Below are 24419 nucleotides of genomic sequence, written 5' to 3'. Positions count from 1 at the left end.
ATCCTTCTTTCAACCTTAGTAATTTATATTTTTTCAATAAACATTCTTTGTAAATCCAATCCACTCTTTTCAGATCTAGTTATTGAACCATCACATTTAAATCCAACCTTTATATAAAAATCAATAGTATCCAATCTAGCATTTAAATATAAATAATCTATATTGTTTTTTTTTGCATTACTAATGTGCCTTTTCATCATTTCTAATCCAATTCCTTTATTAATAAAATTAGAACTAACAACAACATTGGTAATCTTACCTTTTCCATTTATATTTGTCATCCTCGAATAAGCTACAACTCTATCTCCACTTAATGCTACTAAATGGAAACTTATTTCATCTAATTTATCATAATCATATTTCTCAATAATATTATATGGCTCAAAAAGTATAGAAAATCTTAAATCAATTACTTGATCAAATTCTCTATCCTTACATGTTATAAATTTATATTTAATTTTATTCATAGCCCCAATTTTCTCCTCTGTCCATTATAAGTTTTATTAGATTTCTATTTTGCTTAATATCCCCAATTTAATTGTTCCCATTTTAATTACATTTAAGTATATTGTAAGCGCTAACATTTCTAGAATCAATGTAATAATATTCCAAAGTGTTCAATACTCTAACTTCATTTATATCAAATATTATTTACATTTTAAAGCAGATAATAAATAAAAAGTGCTGAAGATTATTTGCTCTTCAACACTTTTATTAATGATTATTAACATATTCTAGGTATAAGATCATCTTCCAGCATACCTAAAATCCTTGTTCCATGGATTTTAGTATTTAAATAAACTTTCTCAGCATTATCTTGAATTACTTCTCCTATAATTGCAGCATTTTTACCTAATGGATTACTTCTCATTATCCTAAGTACATCATGCGCCTCTTCTTTAGAAACCACAACAACCAATTTCCCTTCATTAGCTATAAAGAGAGGATTAAATCCCAACATTTCACAAACTACATTAACCTCGTCATTAACTGGAATAGAATTTTCTTTTAATACTACCCCTAGCTTTCTTTCCTTAATTATCTCATTAAGTATAGTAGCTAACCCTCCTCTCGTAATATCCCTCATGAATTTAACTTTCTTAGTAACACTTAAAATATCTTGAACTAAAGGATATAACGCATTACAATCACTTTCTATTTGAGTTTTAAAATTCAATTCTTCTCTTTCGCAAAGTATTGTTATCCCGTGATCCCCTAAAGTTCCATTTACAATAATCTTATCTCCCTCATTTATTGATCTTCCTGATATGTCAAAACTATTTTCAACAATACCTACACCTGCAGTATTAATATAAAGTTTGTCACCTTTTCCTCTTTCCACAACTTTCGAATCTCCAGTAACTATCTTTACATTGCAACTTTCTGCTGTTTTAGCCATAGACTCAACAATTCTTTCAAGTTCACTAATTTTCATTCCTTCTTCTATAATAAATCCAACACTAATATAAAGTGGCCTTGCTCCACTAACAGCTAAATCATTTACTGTCCCACATATTGATAACTTACCAATATCCCCTCCTTGAAAAAATAGCGGTTTTATTACATATGAATCTGTAGTAATAGCTATCTTACCATTTAACTTATCCACTATACCAGAATCTCCTTGCTGTAAAAGTATTTCATTATGAAAATATTTATAGAATATTTTCTTAATCAAATCATGAGTACTTTTTCCTCCGCTACCATGTGATAAAGTTATAATATCCATTCTACAAACCCCTTTCTAATAATTATTTATATATTGATAATATATTTTGCAGGCTCCCTCCCGAGATACCATACAAACTCCAACTGGGCTATTAGGACTACACATATTCCCAAAAAGCATACAATTTTCCGGAGATTTTTCTCCTTTTAATATATCTCCGCATATGCATCCTTTAACTAAAGGGGAATCTTCTATTTTTATATTGAACTTAACTTTTACATCATAATCACTGTATGTTTCTCTAATCTCCAAACCACTATTTTTTATAAGTCCAAGACCTCTCCATAAAGAATCAGAAGGGATGAAAACTTTATTCATTATCTCTTTTGCCTTTTTATTACCTTCAGCTTTCACAAACCTTCTGTAGATATTTGTAACTCCACACTCATTTTTCTTTAGCATATCTATAAGTAAATATATAGCTGCAATAACATCTCTATTTTCAAATCCTGCTATAACTGCTGGTATGCTTAACTCTTTGCTAATGAACTTAAAAGAGTCTCCTCCGATTATAGTACTTACATTACCTGGACAAATGATACCATCAATATTAACTTTTTCATCTTCTATTAGCATTCTAATTACTTGTGGCATTGTTTTCACACCACAAAACACGCTAAAATTCTTTAAATTTTCTATCTTTGCTTTTTCTATAGCGAGAGCAATTAATGGTGCTGTAGTTTCAAACCCAATAGCTAAAAATACAACTTCTTTGTCTGGATTCTTTTTAGCAGTATTTATTGCATCTAACGGTGAATACAGTATTCTAATATCATTACCTAATGCTCTTTCAACCTTTAGTGAGCTATTAGTTCCAGGTACGTTAATCATATCCCCAAAAGTTGTAATAATTATATTTTCCCTTTTACTTAGCTCAATACAAGCATCTATATATCCTTGATTTGTTACACATACTGGACATCCTGGTCCACTAACTATCTTTATATTATTAGGTATAATATTTCTTATCCCACTTCTCAAAATAGCTAAGGTATGAGTGCCACAAACCTCCATTATCCTTATTTCTCTATTTATTTTTAAGCATTCCATATATAGCCTTCTTCAAAAATAGGTAATTCATCAAACAACTCTTGTGTCTTCTTCCCCTCTTTTTTATTTAGTTTCTCTATAGCACACCCTGCATGTACAAGTAAAATATCTCCTAAAACCACATTTTCTAAAAGACCTATATTCACTTTCATACTCACTCCTTTATAATGTACTATTGCCTCATTGCCTTCACATAACTTAATTACTTCTAAAGGAACTGCAATACACAATTATTCCATCTCCCTTGCATTTGCTATTACTATTTGACCCAAAGAAATCCCCCCATCATTACAAGGAACTTGCTTATTAATATAAACTATAAATCCATTCTGTTTTAAAGCATTATATACCCCCTCAAGAAGTATTTTATTTTGGAATACCCCTCCACTAAGAGCAACTTTTTTTATTTTATTGACATTTGATATTTGTAAACATAATTCTAATGTTAACTTTATTATCGTATTGTGAAATTTTCTAGAAATTATCCCCGGTTTGATTTGCTTCTTTATATCTTCAATTACTCCTATAATAATTTTATCTGTATTAATAATATACTTTTGATTTTTTAAATCTATGTCAAAATAATAACTCTCTACTACACCAGCTATAGATATATTCTCTAAATATATTGCAGCCTCTCCCTCATAAGTAACATTTCTATTGAAACCTAATAAATAGGATACTGCATCAAAAAGCCTTCCCATACTGGATGTTTTAGGACAGTTTATGTTTTTTCTTATAATTTGTATATATTTTTTTTCAATAAGATTAAAATTAATTAAATTTAGCACTTCATCTATCTTGTTTTTATACGTCTTATAAAGATATGAAATAGCCATTCTAACTGGTTCTTTCACAGCTTTATCGCCTCCTGGCATCTGCACCGAATTTAAATGCCCAACTCTACTAAATTTTTTGCAATCAACTATTAAAAATTCTCCTCCCCATATTGCTCCATCCTCACCAAAGCCTGATCCATCATAAGCTACTCCTATAACTTTACCCTTTTCTCTATTCTCAAAAAGAACACTTGCTAAATGTGCATGATGATGATAAACTCCAATTTTTTTCCCTTTAAATGTTTTTAAATAGCCCTTTGAAAAGCCACCTGGATGAAAATCATATACTATTAATTCTGGTTTTGCATTATAGATACCAGATAAATTTCTTATTGACATATAATATCTTTTTAAGGTTTCTACATTATCTAAATTACCTATATATTGGCTTAAGATTATATTTTCTTTAGTAACTAGGCAAAAATTGTTTTTCAAATAAGAACCTAAACTTATACTTTCCTTAAATCCATCTCCTTTTAAATATGTTGGCGAATAGCCTCTTCCTCTCCTAATTACTCTTTCTTCTCCTAAGATAACTCTAACTACAGAATCATCTATTGCATTATATATTTCTCTATTATTAATAAGATGATAGTCCACTATTTCAGATAATTGACTAATAGCATCTTCATTTTTATATACTATAGGCATTCCATTAAGATTTGCACTTGTCATAACTAGTACTTCTAACTCTTTTTGAAAAAGCAAGTAATGTATAGGAGAGTATGGCAACATAACTCCTAACGTATTATTTCCTGGAGCTATATTTAAAGGTAACCTATCTTCAATTGTATCCAATACCACTATTGGTCTTTTATTACTTGATAATATCTTCTCTTCTTCTTTTGATAAATAGCAGTATTTTTTTACAGTTTCGATATCCTTAATCATTACGGCAAAAGGCTTTCTCTCTCTATACTTTCTTTTTCTAAGAAGTTCAATTGTATTTTCACTTTTTCCGTTACAAACTAAATGAAATCCTCCTATACCTTTAATTGATATAATCTTATCTTCCTTAAGAAACTTAATAACCTCTTCAATAGGATTTAAAGTATTCACTACCCTTCCTTCATTATCTATTAGTTGCAACTTAGGTCCACAAATGGCACAGCAATTACTTTCTGCATGAAATCTCCTGTTTAATATGTTTTTATATTCTTCATTGCACTCATTACACATATTAAAAAAATTCATAGTTGTTGCAAATCTATCATAAGGAAGTGATTTAATTATAGAGTACCTTGGTCCACATTTTGTACAGTTAGTAAATGGATACATATATCTCTTATTTTCTTTATTCATTATTTCTTTATAACATTCCTTGCAAGTTCCTAAATCAGGTGATATAAAAGTAATTCCTCTACTTTCCTTTGAACTTTTTTCTATTTTAAATACTTTATAATTAATTAATTCTTTATCTTCTATTACTATTTTATCTATACTTAAAGCTTCTGGTCCTCCTTCTTTCAATTGATAAAGAAAATTTCCTATAGAACTTTTTTCTCCTTCAATATCGATTATTACACCAACATTACTATTTTTAACAAAACCCTTCAAATTGTTTTTTAATGCTATTTTATATATATAAGGTCTAAAACCTATTCCTTGTACTAACCCAGTTACTAATATATATTTTCTAACCACCGCACTGCACTCTCCTAGAATCAAAATCTTCTATTATCATATACTTAATAGTTTATTTATTATGACTCATAAAAAGAAAAAACATCACGAAGCTGTGATGTTTTTATAAATAAATTCACATTTTTTAAACACTAATACTATTATTGAGTTTTATCTAGAACTTTTCCTACAAAGTAATTACATAAATCTATTATCCCTTCTCCAGTTCTAGCTGATATCTCAAAAATTTTTATATCTTTATTTAGAGAGTAAATATCTTTATAAAATTCATCTAAATCAAAATCAGTAAAATTCAAAATATCTACCTTATTTAACACTACAACATCTGATTGTTGAAAAATAAATGGATATTTAAGCGGCTTATCATTTCCCTCTGCTATGCTTAATACTGTCATTCTACTATTTTCCCCTAAATCATATGATGCAGGACAAACTAAATTTCCTACATTTTCTATAAGAATCAAATCTAGCTTATCTATATCCAAAGCCTTAATCGATTTTTCTATCATAGATGCATCTAAATGACATGCTCCACAGGTATTGACTTGAACAACAGGAATTCCATACTTTTCAATTCTCTCGCCATCCCTAGTTGTATATAAATCGCCCTCGATTACTGCTAGTGATATTTTATCTTTTAATGTCTTTATTATTTTTTCAAGCATTGAAGTTTTTCCAGAACCAGGTGATCCAAATATATTCATAGTAAATATACCTTTTTCCATTAGCAGCTTCCTATTATTATCTGCGAATTCAGTGTTAGATTGTAATATCCTTTTCTGTACTGCTATGCTCTTCATACTCTTCCCCCTCTATCCCTTCAATTAATAATTCAAAACCTTTAACTGGCTTTATTACTATTTTTGCCCCATCACAAATTGTTCCTTTACTTATTGCCTTAAATGCAAATTTAAGTGAACTTTCGTTTATTCCATTGTAATTTCCAACTACGATAGATATTGAGATTACATTTTTAAGATTGTAGTTTTTTATATTTTCATCAACTATTTTATATATCTCAAAAGCTATAGATGCCTCATGCATTACTTTTTCCTTCCTTATAACATTCCAAACTTTTCTCCTTAATTATTCTAAAAACCGCATTACATATTTCAGAAAATTTTCTTTCCAATCCATCTGAAATTTTTATGCCAAATTTAATATCATGGATCTCTATTCCTAAAATTATTCCTTTTACATCTACGCCCATATTGTTAATTAACCATATTAGATTCATATTATGAGCAGAAAGCAAATGTTTTGAATATTTATCCACTTTGTTTAAAGAAATTTGCGTAATTTGTCCACAATTTAAATTAAATAATGTACTATCTACAATAAATATAAAATCTCCACATTCTATATTATCTAGTGCAAAATTAAAATCAGTTTCAGCTTTTACACACTTTATCCCCAGTTTCTCTAAATCTTCATGAATATTATCAACTACCTTAATTGCAATCCCATCATCACTCATCAATGTATTTCCTATTGCTATAACCTTAATCATCATACAACCCTTATACTAAAGTCCTTGAATTTGTCGCTTATTATATGAGTGGCGCACGAAACACAAGGATCAAAGGATCTTACTACACGACCAACTTCAACTGGATTTTTAACATCTTCCACATAAGTCCCAATTAATGCTCTTTCTATAACCCCCTTATTACCTTTAGAGTCTGTTGGCGATAAGTTCCATCCTGATGGAGTTATTATTGTATAATTTTTTATCTTTTTATTTTCTATAGTTATCCAATGTGCTAAAGCTCCTCTTGAAGTATCTCTAAGTCCTACCCCATTAGCCACTTCTGAAACTTCCCACTTTTCTTGTGAATTTACTGTAACTTCTAATTTATTTATAAGATCCTCAACTATATTACATATTTTTTTTGCTTCTAAAATTCTTGCAATAGTCCTATCTAAAGTTGATATTCCATTAATGTATTCTCCAGATATCCACATTCTTGCTAATGGGCCTACTTCCATAGGAATGCCATCATATCTTGCTGCTTTAACCCAACTATAAGCATCTTTCTTACTTGTGTCTGCTTCAAAATTATTATCTTCATCTAGATTTTTCTTTATATTTGAATAATAAGAATGAGTAATATCTTCATTTATCTTATTTCTATCAAAACTTTTTTTTACATTGTTAATAAACACTCCGCTTTTTACATAAATCATAGGTTCATTTAGATACTCATCAAAAGCTCCATAACTTAAAAAATTACCATACCCTTTTCCATTTTCAAAGTCTTCCAAATAATACTTTGATATTGCACTTATATCTTCTAACATAATATTATTAATAAAATCTTTAATAGAATATAATATAGACTTAAGTTCAATTATTTTTGTAGCATCAATATTAGATGTTGCACCTCCTACGAAAATCCCATGATTGTGAGGAGCTTTCCCCCCTAAAAGAGCTAGCATTTTATGAGCATCTCTACTGTATTTGAATGCTTCTTTGTAATGCTCACTTAACCTTTTATTAGTATCACTAGGCAACTTATACTTTCTTTCACGTCCTTCATCTGCTGGATTAACTTCAATCTGTACATAGTCTGGCATTGTAAATTGATAAAAATGTCTTATATGATTTTGCAGAAATTCACATCCATGAATTATCTGCCTTAGCATACTTCCATTTTTATCAGGTTTAACATTTAATGCATTCTCTAAAGCTGTAGCAGAAACTATTCCATGAGCAGTTGAACATATACCGCATATTCTCTCAGTAAAATAAATAGCATCAAAAGGTGATCTTCCTCTTAACATTTCTTCAAATCCTCTAAATAAGAATCCACTACTTTTAGCATCTATCACTATATTCTTTTCTATAGTTACCTCTATCTGCAAAAAACCACTTATCCTTGTTATAGGATTTATAACAATCTTATCTGTCATAATTTTTTCTCCAATTTATTGATTAAAAAAAGGTTCCATCCCATCAGGAAATCCACTATTTACGCAGCCAATACAAGGAGTATTATCTTCCACAGGCCAATTTACTCTATCATTCCATTTACCAATAGCACAATCTGCCCTTGTAATAGGCCCTCTGCAACCTAGATTAAACATACATTCCTTATCTCCCAATTTTGAAGCAAATATTTTTTTATCAAAATAAGATCTTCTTGAACAATTTGTATGTATTGTTTCTCCATATAAGAATAAAGGTCGTCCATCTGAGTCTAATTCTGGTATTCCGTAAGAAATCAAATGTGCTATAGTACTAATTACCCATCTAGGATTTGCTGGACACCCTGGTACCCTTATTACTTTATAATTATTAATAAAATCAGGTACACTTTCGCTGCCTGACGGATTTGGTCTAGCAGCTGATGGACCTCCATAAGATGCACAGGTACCAACTGATATAATATATTTTGCTTTTCCAGCTGCCAAATTTACTGCCTCTGCTCCTGAAATGAGTTTACCATTGTGTTCAGCAACTATATTATAAATTCCATTATCTTTAGTTGTTATTGCACCTTCTACAACTAAAATAAATTCTGTATCTAATGTTTCTAGAAAGTTATCAAAGGCCCTTTCTCCTTCTGCTCCCATAATGCTATTATTATAAGTCATATTGACCATCTTAGTTAAAAAGTAAGGAACATCTGGATCATTTGCATCTAAAAGAGAAATAATATTTCCTGAACATCCGCAAGCCTCTAACCAAATTAAATTTATTTTTTTTAAATTGTTTTCTTTAATCCTACGAAATGTTGAATTTATTATACCTCTAGGACATTTTTTTATTGACAATTTAGCACCTTCAAATACTTACTCAATGTTAAATCTTATTCTAAATAAAATTATTTTATTCTTAATAATCTTTGCATTAATTAATCTCTAGCGTATATTTCTATAGAAAAAGCCATCTAAATTCCGCAATTTAGCTCCCAAAAATCCCTGAAATGAATGCTTGTATAAATAAAGATTTATACTTCATTCTTTCACTCCTTTGTAGAACACTAAAATAACTAAATAAAAATAAGACTATTAGTATAGATAGAATAATATTTGTCCTATCTATGTTAATAGTCTCACTTACTCAACAGCAAAAACATATAAATTATTTATCTCTGTGTTACACGCTGAATATGTATAGTTAAATATAATTGCTCTTCTTCTGATAATGTCATTTCTAAATACTTTTCTATTTTAAGCATACATTCATATGCCTTTTTATATTTTGATTTAACTTGTTTTAATAAAAAGTCATCTTCTGATTCTATAATTTGTTTTTTATTTAGCCTCTGAAAGAAAAATCTTAAATGTGTAACAAATCTTTCATAGTTTAAGGAATTTTCATCAAGGGTAATATTATATGTATATTTAACAATATTTAATATATCTTGAACCATTTTTGTTTGATGTGCAATATCCTCTACTTTGCTAGTTGAATTATTGACTTGTGCATTTATTAAATGAAGTGCAATATTTCCTGCTTCGTCTTCTGGCAATCTCTTACCAAGTTCACTCTCAATAAATTCTAATGCCTTTACCCCTATTGCAAATTCCTTTTGATAAAACTTTTTTATTTCCCATATTAATACATTTGAATTTTTAATATTTTCATCAAACATTTTTATTGCATAACTAATATGGTCAGTTAAAGTTACGTAAATATAATCATTTAATTCAACACCCAATATATTCTTTGCGTATTCAATAATATCGTAACAAAGCGAAACATGTTCTGTTGGAACATCTTCTAATAGTAATTTAAATTTCTCTGAAGCATCTTTATGTTTAAGGATAAATGTTTTTTCTATCAATGATTCATCAACCTTATCACCAACATTTTTCTTAAATGCTATTCCACATCCCATTACAACGAACTCATGTCTATTTGTATCCTTTGCCAATATGGCGTTATTATTAAATATTTTTTTTATTACCATTCCTATCCTCCCATCTGTTATATTATGTTACCATATAATATAAAAACCTCAACCAATAAAAAGAAATATCATGAATTTCTATTCATCAATTAAGGTATCGCCTGATCGAATCAGTAACAATCTCAATATCCGTTTGTAAGCGTTTAAATTTTAATTTAATGATACATTTATTTATTCCTATTGTCAACATATTTCACTTATTTTCTACTATTTTTTTATCAAATTAAATTAAAAAACATAATCACTAAAAAAACATTACTTCCTAGTGATTATATTTTGTTATTTTGCAGTTAACTTTTTATTCTTTATTGCTATTAATATACCTATTAAAGAAAGCATCATCATTAGCACAATTTTATTTATGTCTAGCAAATCCCCTGTTTTAGGCATAACTTCTCTCATACTCTTATCTAAAGCTGAGTCTGCTATTATAAATTTTGAAAAATGGATTGTCTTAAAAATAACATTATCTCCTTCAACTCTAGTTTCTAAAGCTTCAAATTTATTACTAGACTCATTATAATAAAATACTGATAAGTTATTTCTATCTAACTCCTTCATTTCTTCATCAGTTAAGACAATAGTTATTTCAGCTTGACCTTCGTTAAATCCATGAATTGGTGTCTTACTATCTCCATTAACAACTGATAAATTGAAAACAAATATCTTTTTAAGACCTGTTATATTTCTTGTTATATCTGAATTTTCCTCAACATTAAAATCAAACACTATCTTAGCTCCATTAACCAACAACTTATCATCAATTACTGAAAATGGTAATCTAACAATGTTGTTTTCCGCAACTATTTCAAATGAGCCTTTTCCATCTTTAACTGATTGAACATCAGCTATTTCAACTCTTACTCCACTTTTAAAATCTGGATTATTTATAGTTATCTTATTCACTCCATCTTTATTAGTTATATTACTAACTATATTCTGTGATGAAGTAGAGTTATTATTAAAACCACCTACCGCTTCTTTAGATTGCGAAAATAACCAACTCATCATTTCTTTATTATTTAAAGTAGGTACCCAAGAACCATGAAGAAGCCCACCATATAATTTTAATGAATTCATATATTCTGTAGAATATATTGTAAGCTTAGACTTATCATTTCCCAATCCTTGTAGCTTATTGTAGATATCTTTACTTATTGTACTGCTATTTGTTCCATCTTCTTCTGCATGAAATAACCATATTGGAATATTTGAAATTGTATTCAATTCAGATAAATCTTTTACCGTTCCTCTACTAGCTATTGCAACAGAGGCTGCGAAAAGATTTGGCTTTTCTAATAAAAATCTTAATGTTAATCCGCCTCCCATTGAAGCTCCTGTAAGATATATTCTATTTTTATCTACTTTTCCCTCAGTAACTAACTTATTAATTAATTCTTCATATGCATTAAAGAAATTTTTCATATCTTTTAATTCTGTATCTGTAAGTTCTACTGAAAATTTATATGGATATTGTGCTGCTATAACATTTGTTGCATATCCTGATTCTGCAAATGCTACCGCTCCTCTATTTGCAGTTATTGGTTTAAAATTATCTATTCCCACTTCACCTGATCCATGCATCCATATTACTAACGGTTCTGGCTTTCCTGTATTTACAGTACGTAATCTATACGGAATAGTTACACCGTTACTTCCTTTGAATGTTAGATTTTCAAATTCATCTACAGTACGTGTATTAACCTTTGTAACATTTGTTTGAGTAAAAGATAATTCTGGATACTTGTTGCAAACTACTCCAAAATTAGATACATTTCCTCCTGGATATTTAAATGGTTTAAATGATAACTTAATCTTATTCCCTTCCACTGTAAGATTAATTTCGTCATTAGTATAATTATCTTGTGAAACTTTGCCTTCTGAATTTAACGGGTATCCATCATAATTCCCTGTTATATCAAAATCTGTCGCCTGTAAATCTGCTGTTTTTGACATATCATTAACATCTATTTCAAAAGAATCAACCATTACTCCCATATCACCAACATAGGTATTTGCAGTAATAGCTTGTACAGAAATAGTCTCTGTTATAATTGACTCTGTTGCTGCTTTAATCCTTGTAGATGGTAAAACAAAATTTGTAGTAGCTGCAATTATTGCTAGAGTTGTAAATATCTTTTTAAGATTTTTATTCATTTTTTCTCCCCCTCGTTACTAGATTCACTATATTATTTTACAAACATTTTCATTTTTACCTCATAACATCCCCTCCTTTTGTATATTAATAAAGCAACTCAAAATAAATATTTATAGCAATTTTAAGAAAATAAAAGCCTTAATTAATCGGAAAACGTTTCTTCCAATCAATTAAGGTCTTGCCTAGTCTAACTAGTAACAATCCAACCGCCGTTGTAATCGTTTAATTTTTGTTGATTTTATAATACATTTTCCTATTCCATTTGTCAATAAATTAAAAAATATAATTCAAAATACCTTTGGTTCATAATAGTATATTTTCTACGTATTGACAAAAAATCAAAAGTAATATATCATAAACTATACTAATTAGGTATAGTTTAAGGAGTAGATATTATGAACATAAATCAAGAATCTGATTATGCATTTAGAATAATACTTATGCTCTCAAAAGAAGGTTTAGATAATAGACTAGATGCTAAATCCCTATCGGAAAAAGGAAACATCCCTCTTAGATTTTTATTAAAATTGACTAGAAAACTTACCCAATCAGGAATAGTTAAATCTTTTAGAGGAGTGAATGGAGGTTATGCTCTTGCAAAGGCTCCGATAAATATAACTTTAAAAGATGTAGTTGAAGCTATACAGGGCCCTATTATAGTAACTAGATGCGTTTATGATAAAGAATCATGCAGTGCAAATAAACTGGGTCATTGTTCCATACATAAAGCTTTAATCAATATTCAAAGTACAATGGTTGAAAAATTAGAAAAAGTTAATTTTGAAGATTTAAAAAATGATCCTTGGTAACTTTAAATAATTATCCAAAATATATTAGGCTTTGCCTTTTATATTTTATCTCAAAGTATACCTAGTTAGTATACTTTAAATTTTAATATCTATAGAATCATTAATTTTGTTATAAAACCAATGATTTTTTATAAAAAACTAAAAGGAGTGAATTATTATGTCTATGTGTCAATCAGCAGATTGCAAATTATGTGAATTTTTATCAACTAAAGAAGATGTAGAAACATCTTTCAATAGAGTAGAAACTCAAAAGGCTAAATGTAAATTTGGGAAAGAAGGTATATGTTGTAAGCTTTGTTCAAATGGACCTTGTAAGATAACACCTAAATCTCCTAGAGGAGTTTGTGGAGCCGATGCTGACACTATTGTTGCAAGAAACTTTTTAAGAGCAATAGCTGCAGGCTCTGCATGTTACCTTCATGTAGTAGAAAATACAGCAAGAAACTTAAAAAATATAGGTGAAGGCAAAGGAAATCTTAAAATCAAAAGTCCAGAGACATTAGATAAAATTGCAGAAATCTTTGATATTAAAGAAAATGATATAAATCAAAAAGCAATTAAAGTTGCTGATGAAGTTTTAAAAGATTTATACAAACCAAGATTCGAAAAAATGGAACTAGTAAAAAAACTATCGTATACTCCTAGATTTAAAAGATGGGAAGAATTAAATATACTGCCTGGTGGAGCTAAATCAGAAGTTTTCGATGCCATAGTAAAAACATCAACAAATTTAAACAGTGATCCTATTGATATGTTGCTAAATTCTTTAAGCCTTGGTGTTGCCACAGGTGTGTATGGTCTAATGTTAACAAACTTATTAAATGATGTTATTTTAGGCGCGCCGAAAATAAGACAGGCAAAAGTAGGCTTTAAAGTTATAGACGCCAATTATATAAACATTATGGTAACAGGACATCAACATTCTGATATATCACATCTTCAAGATAGATTAATTGATAAAGATATAAAAGATAAAGCTATAGCTTTAGGTGCAAAAGGTTTTAGGTTAGTTGGATGCACATGTGTTGGTCAAGATTTGCAATTAAGAGGAGAACACTATACTGAAGTATTCTCAGGACATGCTGGAAACAACTACACAAGTGAAGCAGTTCTTGCAACAGGAGGAATAGACTTAATAGTATCTGAATTCAATTGTACGATACCAGGACTTGAGCCTGTAGCAGAAAGATTTAATGTGAAAATGCTTTGTATCGATGATGTAGCTAAAAAGAAAACTGCTGATTTTATAGATTTTAATACAATTAACATAGAAGATTTAAGCGAAAGAATTATAAATGAGGCATTAGAAAGTTATAAAAATAGAAGAAACTCAGTTACTATTGATATTCCTAAAGATCATGGTCATGATGATGTAATTACAGGAGTTAGTGAAGGTTCATTAAAGGAATTTTTAGGTGGCAATTGGAAACCTCTTATAGATTTAATAGCACAAGGAAAAATAAAAGGCATAGCTGGAGTTGTTGGTTGTTCAAACTTAACTGCTAAAGGTCATGATGTATTTACAGTAGAACTTACTAAAGAATTAATAAAAAGAGATATTTTAGTTCTATCAGCTGGATGTTCTTCAGGAGGACTTGAGAATGTTGGACTAATGTCTCCTGGAGCTGCTGAACTTGCTGGTGATAATTTAAAAGCTGTATGCAAATCGCTAGGTATTCCACCTGTTTTAAACTTTGGACCATGCCTTGCTATTGGAAGACTTGAAATGGTCGCAACTGAACTTGCTGAAAATTTACGGATAGATATCCCAGAACTTCCACTTGTATTATCAGCTCCTCAATGGCTTGAAGAACAAGCATTAGCTGATGCTGCTTTTGGATTATCATTAGGATTACCGCTACATGTTGCCATTTCTCCATTTATTGATGGAAGTGAAGTTGTAACTAAAGTTCTAAAAGAAGATTTAGTAAATATTACTGGTGGTAGACTTATCGTTGAAGAAGATGTTATTAAAGCTGCTGACGAATTAGAAAAAATAATTAAAAATAGACGTATTGGAATTAATATTTAAAACTAAAAGAAGTTGCAGAAAACTACCCAATTTATCTAGTATTCTGCAACTTCTTATTTGTAATATGCTTATAATGCAACTTTACCATTTTCATCATCTTCTTGAAACCCATTAATATTTTCTTCTTCTAAAGAAAATTCTTCAGCGTTTTTCTCTATATAAATTTGATGCCAAATGCAAAAAATAAATATAACCCAAATTTTTCTGGAATTATCCCTTTTATGATTCTGATGATCTTCTAGTAACTTTAAAACATACTCTTTATCTATATAATTATTAACTTTTGCATTTATTATTGTTTCCTTAACAATTTGTCCCAATCTTTGATTTAACCACACTCTAATAGGTGTTGGAAACCCAAGTTTTTTTCTATTTACAACATGTTTAGGAACTATCCCTTCAAAAGCTTCTCTTAGTAGTAATTTAGTGTTTTCTTTAGATACTCTTTTATTTAAAGGAATTTTTTCAGCAACTTCAAGCACCTCTCTATCTAAAAATGGTACCCTAAGCTCTATAGAATTTGCCATAGCCATTTTATCTCCCTTAGCTAAAATATCGCCTTCTAACCAAGTGTTGATATCTACATTTTGCATTGTAGTAACATAATTATAGCCTTTTATATTGCTTTCATCAAAAATTCCTTTCACAACATTTTTAAATCCATACTCATCTTTATAATTTACTAAAACCTTCTTGCTCTCTTCATCATCAAAAATTTTTGCGTTGCCTATATATCTTTCCCTAAGTGGTGTAGTACCTCTAATTAAATAATTTTTACCCTTTTTATTAGGTAGCTTCTTTGCTATATAGTTAATAAATTTTTGTATTATCCTTGGAAGCATGAAAATTGGCTTTAATGAAAAATATTCTTTATAAATATTATATCCTCCAAATAACTCATCAGAACCTTCTCCAGATAAAACTACCTTAACATGTTTACTCGCTTCTTTGGTTAAATAATACACTCCTATTGCTGAAGGGTCTGCTACTGGGTCGTCAAATTTATAGACTACCTCCTTAATAGCTTTTATATAATCATCCTCTGTTATATTAATATGAATATTTTCTATATCTAAAATTTCACTGGTCTTTTTTGCAATATCTATTTCATCATAACCAGGTACATCAAAACCTACTGTAAAAGATTTTACTTTGGGATTAGTCTTTTTAACTAAGGCTGCTATTATAGAAGAATCTACTCCACCGGATAAAAAAGTTCCTACTTCCACATCCGAAATCAAATGAGAATTAACAGAATCCTCCATAACTTTATATACATCTTCTTTACTTATATCTTGTTCATTAAAATCAATAGTATGGTATTTCTTAAAAACAAGCTTATTATCTTCAATCTTAAAATAATGAGCAGGTGGAATTTTCTTAATACCTTCTATCATAGTTCTATCACCTGGAACATACTGAAATGATAGATATTCTTGTAGACTTTTTTCATCCACTTTCAGCTCTTTGATAAGTGGCATTAACGCCTTATACTCTGATGCAAAAGCTACAAAATCTTCGTTATCTATATAATATAATGGTTTTATTCCAAACTGATCTCTAGCCCCAAACACTTCCTTTGTATTTTTGTTATATATAATAAATGTAAACATTCCTCTTAAGTCATATATTGATTTTTCTTTTTTTTCAATGTAATTAGTAAGCAACACCTCTGTATCAGAATTAGTTTTAAAATCATAGCCTTTTAATTCCAAATTTTCTTTTATAGATTTATAATTATAAATTTCTCCATTAAACACAATTTCATATGAATCTTTTTCAAAAGGTTGATGACCATTAGCTAAATCAATAATACTTAGCCTCCTAAAGCCTAAAATGGCTTCTTCATCATTATAAATACCTTCATCATCAGGTCCTCTATGAACTATATTATCTAAGCATCTCCTTATTTTGTTTTCATCTATTTTACTTGAATGATTTTTTTTAAAGACTGAAATAAATCCACACATTTTACTACTCCTTTTCTTTTGCTCAACACAAATGAAAAATATTTTCTATTTTATACTCTAGTTATCAAGAGTAACTATATAAGTGCTTATCTTGTAATCACCTGTATTTGAACTTCCATAAGTAAAGGAAAATGATCTACTTGAATCATCCCAATTAATATTGGATATATTCCCAAATACAGTTTTCTCACTAGTTTTCCCAGTATACCCTGTATTTTTATCAATTAAACCCGAATCTTTAATTATTTCTTTTATCTCACCAGTTTTTATGTCTACGACTTTAACTGCAAAATCTTTATCTTTATTACCTAAATTTATCCCATTTGGCCCTTCTACATAAACTGCTTTACTCCCATCTGGTGACAACACATAAGATGTTGACATTCTTCCCATAGGCAAATCTATACTTTTAGTGATCTCACCTGAATCATCAATAATATTGAGTCCAAAACTTCTATTCAAATACACTCCATTAGAAGATTTTTTTCCATTATTCTTATAATAATCTGCTATAATATTTTTCCCTTTTTTATCAGCATAGAAAATCATGTCATTTTTGTATATCATTTTTGTATTTCTAGTTATTATATCTATTGAACATATTTTAGCAGTATTTTTTTCATTATCTATTTGTGTATAGTAAAACTTACCACTTATATTATCTCCAGAGTTTTTTATATCATCTACACCTGTTAGCCGCGCATATCCTGAATTGTTTTCGTAATTACCTTCTATATTAACTTCCCCATCTAAATTAATTATTGCCCACTTATTTAAATAGTTCACTAAAATGTAATTTCCACTTAACCACCTAAGCTCAGCATTGCCATTAGCCATCTCTGTATCAACATCTGTAATTTCACCTGTAAATAAATCCAACGCTTTTATATTCTTATGAAAATTACCTTCTAAATTAATAATTTTTTCACCATAGAGTACATATCTCTTATCTTCTGATACTCCTAAAAAATCAGCTATATCCACATCTTGAAAGTCTTTATGCATCTTAGTATTTAAATTATAAATACTGCAATAACTTATATCTTTAGCCCTTACATCATCCTTTTCTTGTCCATCTTTGCTAGTCAAGGTTAATACTTCATTATTACTTAACCAAGCAATACTTTTAATCTTTTCATACTTATCAATCTGATATCCTCTTTCATTTACTTCCGCAGAAGGTATATATGCCATTACCTTCATTTTTTCTTCATAATCACTTAACACCAGATATTTAGTTATAATAAAACTCATGGTAATTGTAATTCCTAAAGTCAAGATTATAAGTAGAACCTTTTTCCTATTCATCTAATTTTCTCCTTTACCATTCCTATGTTAACAAATATTAATCACAGAAATATAATAAGAATGTCACAATTTTGTAAACTCTATATAGGAAATTCCATAGAAAAAGTAGTTCCTTCATTTATATTGGATTCTACTTCTATAGTTCCATTTAATTTTTCTACTAAAGATTTTACTAATGCTAATCCAAGTCCTACGCCACCTGATTCCCTACTTCTATGACTTTCAACTCTATAAAATGGCTGAAAAATTTTACCTAAAGCTTCTTCTTTAATCCCTATCCCAGTATCTGAAACACTTAACACTATCCTGTCATAATTTTTGTAACATCTAATTTCTATATTTCCTCCCGGCTTATTGTATTTTATTGCATTATCAATTAAGTTAATTACAATATGCCTTATATTTTCTTCATCTACTGTAACTACAATATCCTCAATATCATAGTTCATAGTAAGATTATTCTTTCTAACCTTTACCATCATTCTTTCACAAATATCATGAAAAGCTTCCTTTATATTCACTTCACTCTTTATTACCTCAAAATCATATTTTTCCAAAGCAGATAAATTTAAAACACTATCTACCATCGACGTTAATCTGTCACACTCTTTAGAAATATTTACTGATCCTTCATTAATTAAACTTAAATCGTTGTTGTACATTCCAATTAAATCTGCATATGCTTTTATTGTAGTGATAGGTGTTTTAAATTCGTGAGTTACATTTCCTATAAATTCTTTTTGTTGTTTGTCCATTTCTTCTAATTTATTTACAGCCATACTTAAATAGTCTCTTTCTACTTTTAATTCTGCAATATTCTTTTCAATAGTATTGCTCATAAATAATAATCCTTCACTAAGTTCTCCCAATTCATCATTACGATGCACCTGTTCAACCTTATTGAATTCTCCATTTTGAATGCTTTTTATTGAATTTTTCATTTTATAAATATCTCTTGTAAAATTAAAGAAATAAATAATACCAATTAGTATTCCAAGAATTAATGCCATAAGACCAGTTCCATAAAATAAGTTTTTAATTTTATTATAGAATAGACCATTTTCTTTAACTGAATATTCAAGTTCTAAAATTGCTACAATATCATTTCTATACTTAATAGGTGAATAAAAATAGATTACATCATTAACCTTTATATAAGACACTTTTCCATCAATAGCTACTTTAATCATTTCTTCTTTATCTTTATTCTCATTGAATTTCCCATTTGATTTAAATCCTGAAAGTAATTCTCCCTTTGTATCATATACACTAGCGGGTATTGTTCTAAGCCAAGGTTTATTAAAAATACTTCCTCTAACTGATTGTTGCATCTTATTATTAATCCCATTATTTTCAGCATCAGAGCTTTCACTAAAATATTGTTCAAACATATCTTTTTGTTTAAACAAAGTAGATTCCGCCTCTTTATTTTGGTAATTTTTAATTCCGCTCAGTACCAGAATACTTAAAAAAGATATAACAAGTAGTAGTACTAAAGCTGTAAATGATATAAGTTTAAACTTGATTCCTATCTTCACTTATTTGTTCAACCCCTTTATACCCTACTCCATGAACAGTTTGTATCAAATTTTGATAATCCTCCCCTAACTTTTTTCTTATCCTTTGAACATGTGTATCTACAGTCCTTGTCCCCCCAATATAATTAATTCCCCATACTTTATCTAAAAGCTGTTCTCTAGAATAAGCCACCTCTAAATTAGATAACAATAAATATATCAAATCAAATTCCATTGCAGTAAAATCTATCTTTACTTCTTTTATACTCACAGTTCTTTGCGTTTTGTTAACATATAAATCTCCTATTTTAATTATATTTTTATCTTGTTTTTCGTTACTATTTTTCTTTACTCTTCTTGATAATGATTTTATCCTCGCAAGTACTTCTCTTATATCAAAAGGTTTTGTTAGATAATCATCTGCTCCTAATTCTAATCCTAGTATTTTATCAACAATATCATTTTTTGCTGTAAGCATAATAATTCCTATATTTTTATGTTCTAATTTCTTGCAAACATCATAACCATTAATTACAGGAAGCATTAAATCTAAAATTATAATCTGTGGATTAAAACTTTCTACTTTATTAAGAGCTTCTTGTCCATCATAGGCTCTTTCTACTATGTAACCTTCCTTTTTTAATGCATAGGTTAATACATTTAAAATACTTTTTTCATCATCTACAATAAGTATTTTTTCATTCATATTAGCACCCCCATATCCTATGTTAAATTATAACAAAAGTTATTGGCTATATACAAATATAGCTAAATTAGTTTTTTACAAGTAAAAAAACTATTTCAATTTTTCCACAAAAGGAATATACTTATAGTGTTTGAGTATGTATAAATTGTATTCCTATATTATACGAAGGAGTGACCATATGTTTAATAGTAATCAAAAAGAAGACAAATTCTTTAAAATGTTTTCAGATTCAGCTAAAAATGTAAATGAAGCTGCGCTAATATTAAGAGCAAATCTAGACTCTTTAGCCAATAAGGAAGATGATGTAATAAAAACTGAAAACTTAGAAGACAAGGGAGATGAGTTAGTTCGTAGTGTAATTAAAGAATTAAACGAAGCTTTTATTACTCCCATAGACAGAGAAGATATATATGAAATCGTAAACGAAATGGATAACATATTAGATTTAATTAACTCAACTATGCACAGATTCATAATGTTTAATATAGAAGAATGTACTGATGGATCTAAAATTATTGGTGATTTATTAGTACAAGCTACTAAAGGTCTTGTAGAACTAATGGATGAACTAAGAATACATGGATATAAATCCAAGCATATTCCAGAACAAATTTCAAACATAAGTAAGTATGAAAGTGAAGCAGATAAAATAGGTAGAATAACTATAGCAGAGTTATTTCAAAAAGACACAGATCCATTAACCGTTATTAAATGGAAAGAAATATATCAAATCTTAGAAAACACTATAGACAACTGTGAAAAAGTTGCCAATATTGTAGAGGGAGTTGTCATTAAGAATGCATAGCACCATCATCTTAACAATATTTATAGTAGTATTCACTCTAGCATTTGATTTTATAAACGGATTTCACGATACAGCAACTGCTGTTGCTACTTCTATTACTACTAAAGCCCTAAAACCAAAGAACGCAATACTTTTATGTGCCATATTTAATTTTATTGGTGCCTTTACTGGTACAGCAGTTGCTAAAACTGTAGGTGATGACATAGTAAGCAGTAAAGCTATTCCACAATGGGTTATTCTATGTGTGCTAATCGCAGCTATAATATGGAACTTAATCACTTGGTATTTCGGTATTCCAAGTAGTTCTTCTCATGCCTTAATCGGCGCCTTAGTAGGTGCAGGCATAGCTTATACTTCATCATTTAATATTGTAAACTGGTATAATCTTTTTCATAATGTTGTATTATGGCTATTTCTATCTCCTGTTATTGGTTTTATCGTTGGATATATATTAATGCTAATCCTTAACTGGATTTTAAAGCCATTTAGAATAGGTATAGTAAATAGAATATTCTTAAAGCTTCAGATAGTTGCTGCTGCTTTTGTTGCCCTGAACCATGGTGGAAATGATGCACAAAAATCTATGGGAATTGTTACAATGTCACTGTTAAGTGGTGGTTTTATAAGCACTTTTGACGTTCCTGTATGGGTTATGGCTTGTTGCGCTTTATCCATGGCACTTGGAACTTCTTTGGGCGGGAAAAGAATAATTAAAACTATGGGAACAGGTGTTGCAAAATTAAATCCTGTAAGTGGGTTTGCAGCCCAAACCGGAGCTGCCTCTGTAATCCTAAGCGCTTCCCTATTTCATGCCCCTGTTAGCACAACTCATATAATGACAACAACTATAATGGGCGTTGGAGCATCAAGAAATTTGAAATCAGTTAAATGGGGAGTTGCTAAAAATATAGTTTGGGCTTGGATTTTAACTATACCTGTAACTGCAAGTATTTCAGCACTTATAATATTAGTAGCAAAGCAATTTGTATAAGAAAAATACTAACTAGTTTAATATACATATAAATAAAAAAGTACTAAAGTATAATTTTGCTTTAGTACTTTTTAAATTAATAAGAATTTAACCTTTGTCTCCTTCTGAATATATAAATAAATTGTCTAAAACAATCTATATTCTAATAAAGTAGTAAAAAAAACTATTTTCATTTTCCTTGAAATCGAATATACTTATAGTGTTTGAGTATTAAAATATAATACTATATTGTATAAAGGAAGTGACCAAATGTTTAATAACAAACCAAAAGAAGACAAGTTTTATAGAATGTTTTCAGATTCAGCAAAAAATGTAAACGAAGCAGCACTAATCTTAAGATCAACCTTAAACTCACTAGTTAACAAAAATACCGATGTAAATATGACAGAGGATTGTGAAAATAAGGGTGATGAATTAGTACGTAACGTAATTAGGGAATTAAATGAAGCCTTTATAACACCAATAGATAGAGAAGATATTTACGAACTAGTTACTGAAATGGATAACATACTAGATTTAATCAATTCAACTATGCATAGATTTATAATGTTTAATATAGAGGAATGTACTGAAGGTTCTAAAAAAATATGTGACTTATTAGTGCAAGCTACTACAGAACTTGTTGCCGTAATGGATGAGCTTAGGATTAAAGGCTATAAGTCTAAAAATATATCTCAGCAACTTTCAAACATATGTAAGTACGAAAGTGAAGCTGACAAGGTATTTAGAAAAACAGTTGCAGAATTATTTAATACCGAAACAGATGCACTAACAGTTATTAAGTGGAAAGAAATATATCAAATTTTAGAAAACACTATCGATAACTGCGAGAAGATCGCAAAAATCGTAGAAGGAGTGGTTATTAAGAATGCCTAATGCTGTTATAATAACAACATTAATAGTAATTTTTACATTAATCTTTGATTTTATTAATGGATTTCATGATACAGCAACAGCTGTTGCTACTACTATAACTACAAAAGCCCTTAATCCCAAACGCGCTATACTTTTATGTGCCATATTTAACTTTATTGGTGCTTTTACTGGAACTGCAGTTGCTAAAACTGTAGGTAGTAACATTGTTAGTGGACTCCCACAATGGGTTATACTATGTGTTTTAATTTCAGCTATAATTTGGAACTTAATCACATGGTATTTTGGTATTCCAAGTAGTTCTTCTCATGCATTAATCGGTGCATTGGTTGGCGGCGGAATAGCTTATTTTGCATCATTTAATTCAATTAATTGGTATAACCTTCTAAGTAGTGTTGTTTTATGGTTATTCCTTTCTCCAGTGATAGGATTCGCTGTTGGTTACATATTAATGATAATATTGAACTTTATTTTAAAACCTTTTAAAATAAGCGTAATAAATAGACTTTTTTTAAAACTTCAAGTATTAGCTGGAGCTTTTATGTCTCTAAATCACGGTGGAAATGATGCTCAAAAATCCATGGGAATAATAACTATGGCTCTAGTAAGTGGTGGTTTTGTAAGCGAATTTAAAGTTCCAACTTGGGTTATTGCATGTTGTGCTTTAGCTATGGCACTAGGAACTTCTTTAGGTGGAAAGAAAATAATTAAAACTATGGGAAGCGGTGTTGCTAAATTAAATCCAGTTAGTGGTTTCGCATCACAATTAGGAGCTGCTTCAGTAATCCTTACAGCTTCATTATTTCACGCTCCAGTTAGTACAACCCATATAGCTACAACAACTATAATGGGTGTTGGTTCTTCAAAAAATGTAAAGTCAGTTAAATGGGGCGTTGCTAAGAATATAGTTTGGGCTTGGGTATTAACTATCCCAATAACTGCAATTATTTCTGGAATTCTTATTTATGCAATAAAATTATTTATATAATCGAGTAGGAGGTAGATAATTATTTTATCTACCGACCTCTCACACCACCGTACGTACCGTTCGGTATACGGCGGTTCATTA

The 24419-nt window shown here is 29.3% G+C and carries 22 protein-coding genes; 6 read left to right on the top strand and 16 right to left on the bottom strand.

The genetic code is table 11. The annotated features are described in order from the left end of the window. Window positions 1-23: 23 nt before the first annotated feature. From FAY47_RS10665 to FAY47_RS10610, 12 genes are all read right to left on the bottom strand, one after another. Window positions 24-467: a GNAT family N-acetyltransferase gene (locus FAY47_RS10665; RefSeq protein WP_143316701.1), complete on the bottom strand. Its 444-nt coding sequence runs from the start codon at window positions 465-467 to the stop codon at window positions 24-26. Between the two features lie 257 nt (window positions 468-724). Beyond that, entirely contained in the window at window positions 725-1729 is a 1005-nt protein-coding gene (gene hypE / locus FAY47_RS10660) for a hydrogenase expression/formation protein HypE (protein ID WP_143316700.1), read from the bottom strand. A gap of 15 nt (window positions 1730-1744) precedes the next feature. Continuing rightward, window positions 1745-2779, bottom strand: coding sequence for a hydrogenase formation protein HypD (gene hypD, locus FAY47_RS10655; RefSeq protein WP_143316699.1), 1035 nt, complete (start codon window positions 2777-2779; stop codon window positions 1745-1747). Continuing rightward, complete coding sequence (locus tag FAY47_RS10650; RefSeq protein WP_143316698.1) at window positions 2767-3009, bottom strand: HypC/HybG/HupF family hydrogenase formation chaperone; 243 nt, start codon at window positions 3007-3009, stop codon at window positions 2767-2769. The genes hypD and FAY47_RS10650 overlap by 13 nt, the downstream gene beginning before the upstream one ends. Then, complete coding sequence (gene hypF, locus FAY47_RS10645; RefSeq protein WP_143316697.1) at window positions 3010-5262, bottom strand: carbamoyltransferase HypF; 2253 nt, start codon at window positions 5260-5262, stop codon at window positions 3010-3012. A gap of 140 nt (window positions 5263-5402) precedes the next feature. Further along, on the bottom strand, window positions 5403-6062 hold the full coding sequence (hypB, locus tag FAY47_RS10640) for a hydrogenase nickel incorporation protein HypB (protein ID WP_143316696.1): 660 nt from the start codon (window positions 6060-6062) through the stop codon (window positions 5403-5405). Then, window positions 6022-6306, bottom strand: a complete 285-nt coding sequence (locus FAY47_RS10635; RefSeq protein ID WP_143316695.1) for a hydrogenase maturation nickel metallochaperone HypA — start codon at window positions 6304-6306, stop codon at window positions 6022-6024. The genes hypB and FAY47_RS10635 overlap by 41 nt, the downstream gene beginning before the upstream one ends. After that, window positions 6299-6772 (bottom strand): hydrogenase maturation protease, encoded by a 474-nt coding sequence (locus tag FAY47_RS10630; RefSeq protein WP_143316793.1) that lies wholly within the window; start codon window positions 6770-6772, stop codon window positions 6299-6301. The genes FAY47_RS10635 and FAY47_RS10630 overlap by 8 nt, the downstream gene beginning before the upstream one ends. Beyond that, window positions 6772-8175: a nickel-dependent hydrogenase large subunit gene (locus tag FAY47_RS10625; RefSeq protein WP_143316694.1), complete on the bottom strand. Its 1404-nt coding sequence runs from the start codon at window positions 8173-8175 to the stop codon at window positions 6772-6774. The genes FAY47_RS10630 and FAY47_RS10625 overlap by 1 nt, the downstream gene beginning before the upstream one ends. Before the next feature lie 15 nt (window positions 8176-8190). Beyond that, a complete protein-coding gene (locus FAY47_RS10620) occupies window positions 8191-9012 on the bottom strand; it encodes a hydrogenase small subunit (RefSeq protein WP_243129604.1) in 822 nt (273 codons plus the stop codon). 341 nt (window positions 9013-9353) lie between these two features. Continuing rightward, entirely contained in the window at window positions 9354-10181 is an 828-nt protein-coding gene (locus tag FAY47_RS10615; RefSeq protein ID WP_143316692.1) for a PRD domain-containing protein, read from the bottom strand. Between the two features lie 279 nt (window positions 10182-10460). Continuing rightward, a complete protein-coding gene (locus FAY47_RS10610; RefSeq protein WP_143316691.1) occupies window positions 10461-12338 on the bottom strand; it encodes a prolyl oligopeptidase family serine peptidase in 1878 nt (625 codons plus the stop codon). Window positions 12339-12734: 396 nt separating this feature from the next. On the opposite strand from FAY47_RS10610, the gene FAY47_RS10605 reads away from it, so the two are divergent. After that, a complete protein-coding gene (locus FAY47_RS10605; protein ID WP_143316690.1) occupies window positions 12735-13148 on the top strand; it encodes an Rrf2 family transcriptional regulator in 414 nt (137 codons plus the stop codon). 157 nt (window positions 13149-13305) lie between these two features. Then, complete coding sequence (cooS, locus tag FAY47_RS10600) at window positions 13306-15180, top strand: anaerobic carbon-monoxide dehydrogenase catalytic subunit (RefSeq protein WP_143316689.1); 1875 nt, start codon at window positions 13306-13308, stop codon at window positions 15178-15180. Between the two features lie 68 nt (window positions 15181-15248). On the opposite strand, the gene asnB is transcribed toward cooS, so the two are convergent. The 4 genes from asnB to FAY47_RS10580 all read right to left on the bottom strand — a co-directional run bounded on the left by asnB (window position 15249) and on the right by FAY47_RS10580 (window position 20681). Continuing rightward, on the bottom strand, window positions 15249-17150 hold the full coding sequence (gene asnB, locus FAY47_RS10595; protein ID WP_143316688.1) for an asparagine synthase (glutamine-hydrolyzing): 1902 nt from the start codon (window positions 17148-17150) through the stop codon (window positions 15249-15251). Window positions 17151-17207: 57 nt separating this feature from the next. Beyond that, complete coding sequence (locus FAY47_RS10590; RefSeq protein ID WP_143316687.1) at window positions 17208-18458, bottom strand: hypothetical protein; 1251 nt, start codon at window positions 18456-18458, stop codon at window positions 17208-17210. An 80-nt stretch (window positions 18459-18538) separates the two neighbouring features. Continuing rightward, entirely contained in the window at window positions 18539-19996 is a 1458-nt protein-coding gene (locus FAY47_RS10585) for an ATP-binding protein (protein WP_143316686.1), read from the bottom strand. After that, a complete protein-coding gene (locus FAY47_RS10580) occupies window positions 19974-20681 on the bottom strand; it encodes a response regulator transcription factor (protein ID WP_143316685.1) in 708 nt (235 codons plus the stop codon). Before FAY47_RS10580 ends, FAY47_RS10585 begins: the two co-directional genes overlap by 23 nt. A 178-nt stretch (window positions 20682-20859) precedes the next feature. On the opposite strand from FAY47_RS10580, the gene FAY47_RS10575 reads away from it, so the two are divergent. From FAY47_RS10575 to FAY47_RS10560, 4 genes are all read left to right on the top strand, one after another. Continuing rightward, window positions 20860-21486: a DUF47 family protein gene (locus tag FAY47_RS10575; protein WP_143316684.1), complete on the top strand. Its 627-nt coding sequence runs from the start codon at window positions 20860-20862 to the stop codon at window positions 21484-21486. After that, window positions 21479-22477, top strand: coding sequence for an inorganic phosphate transporter (locus tag FAY47_RS10570; protein ID WP_143316792.1), 999 nt, complete (start codon window positions 21479-21481; stop codon window positions 22475-22477). Before FAY47_RS10575 ends, FAY47_RS10570 begins: the two co-directional genes overlap by 8 nt. Before the next feature lie 249 nt (window positions 22478-22726). Further along, window positions 22727-23353, top strand: coding sequence for a DUF47 family protein (locus tag FAY47_RS10565; protein WP_143316683.1), 627 nt, complete (start codon window positions 22727-22729; stop codon window positions 23351-23353). Continuing rightward, the gene (locus FAY47_RS10560) at window positions 23346-24338 is read left to right on the top strand and encodes an inorganic phosphate transporter (protein WP_143316682.1); all 993 of its coding nucleotides are present in this window, start codon (window positions 23346-23348) and stop codon (window positions 24336-24338) included. Before FAY47_RS10565 ends, FAY47_RS10560 begins: the two co-directional genes overlap by 8 nt. Window positions 24339-24419: the final 81 nt, after the last annotated feature.

This window comes from Clostridium sp. HBUAS56017 (assembly GCF_007115085.1).
GTDB classification, from domain to species: Bacteria; Bacillota; Clostridia; order Clostridiales; family Clostridiaceae; genus Clostridium; species Clostridium cibarium.
Note: the sequence above shows the minus strand (reverse complement) of the source record. Positions and strands in the feature narration are given on the sequence as shown.

Coding starts and splice junctions, on each gene's coding strand:
- FAY47_RS10665 (WP_143316701.1), bottom strand. CDS start 467: ATGAATAAAATTAAATATAAATTTATAACATGTAAGGATAGAGAATTT.
- hypE (WP_143316700.1), bottom strand. CDS start 1,729: ATGGATATTATAACTTTATCACATGGTAGCGGAGGAAAAAGTACTCAT.
- hypD (WP_143316699.1), bottom strand. CDS start 2,779: ATGGAATGCTTAAAAATAAATAGAGAAATAAGGATAATGGAGGTTTGT.
- hypB (WP_143316696.1), bottom strand. CDS start 6,062: ATGAAGAGCATAGCAGTACAGAAAAGGATATTACAATCTAACACTGAA.
- FAY47_RS10635 (WP_143316695.1), bottom strand. CDS start 6,306: ATGCATGAGGCATCTATAGCTTTTGAGATATATAAAATAGTTGATGAA.
- FAY47_RS10630 (WP_143316793.1), bottom strand. CDS start 6,772: ATGATTAAGGTTATAGCAATAGGAAATACATTGATGAGTGATGATGGG.
- FAY47_RS10625 (WP_143316694.1), bottom strand. CDS start 8,175: ATGACAGATAAGATTGTTATAAATCCTATAACAAGGATAAGTGGTTTT.
- FAY47_RS10615 (WP_143316692.1), bottom strand. CDS start 10,181: ATGGTAATAAAAAAAATATTTAATAATAACGCCATATTGGCAAAGGAT.
- FAY47_RS10610 (WP_143316691.1), bottom strand. CDS start 12,338: ATGAATAAAAATCTTAAAAAGATATTTACAACTCTAGCAATAATTGCA.
- FAY47_RS10605 (WP_143316690.1), top strand. CDS start 12,735: ATGAACATAAATCAAGAATCTGATTATGCATTTAGAATAATACTTATG.
- cooS (WP_143316689.1), top strand. CDS start 13,306: ATGTCTATGTGTCAATCAGCAGATTGCAAATTATGTGAATTTTTATCA.
- asnB (WP_143316688.1), bottom strand. CDS start 17,150: ATGTGTGGATTTATTTCAGTCTTTAAAAAAAATCATTCAAGTAAAATA.
- FAY47_RS10590 (WP_143316687.1), bottom strand. CDS start 18,458: ATGAATAGGAAAAAGGTTCTACTTATAATCTTGACTTTAGGAATTACA.
- FAY47_RS10580 (WP_143316685.1), bottom strand. CDS start 20,681: ATGAATGAAAAAATACTTATTGTAGATGATGAAAAAAGTATTTTAAAT.
- FAY47_RS10575 (WP_143316684.1), top strand. CDS start 20,860: ATGTTTAATAGTAATCAAAAAGAAGACAAATTCTTTAAAATGTTTTCA.
- FAY47_RS10570 (WP_143316792.1), top strand. CDS start 21,479: ATGCATAGCACCATCATCTTAACAATATTTATAGTAGTATTCACTCTA.
- FAY47_RS10565 (WP_143316683.1), top strand. CDS start 22,727: ATGTTTAATAACAAACCAAAAGAAGACAAGTTTTATAGAATGTTTTCA.
- FAY47_RS10560 (WP_143316682.1), top strand. CDS start 23,346: ATGCCTAATGCTGTTATAATAACAACATTAATAGTAATTTTTACATTA.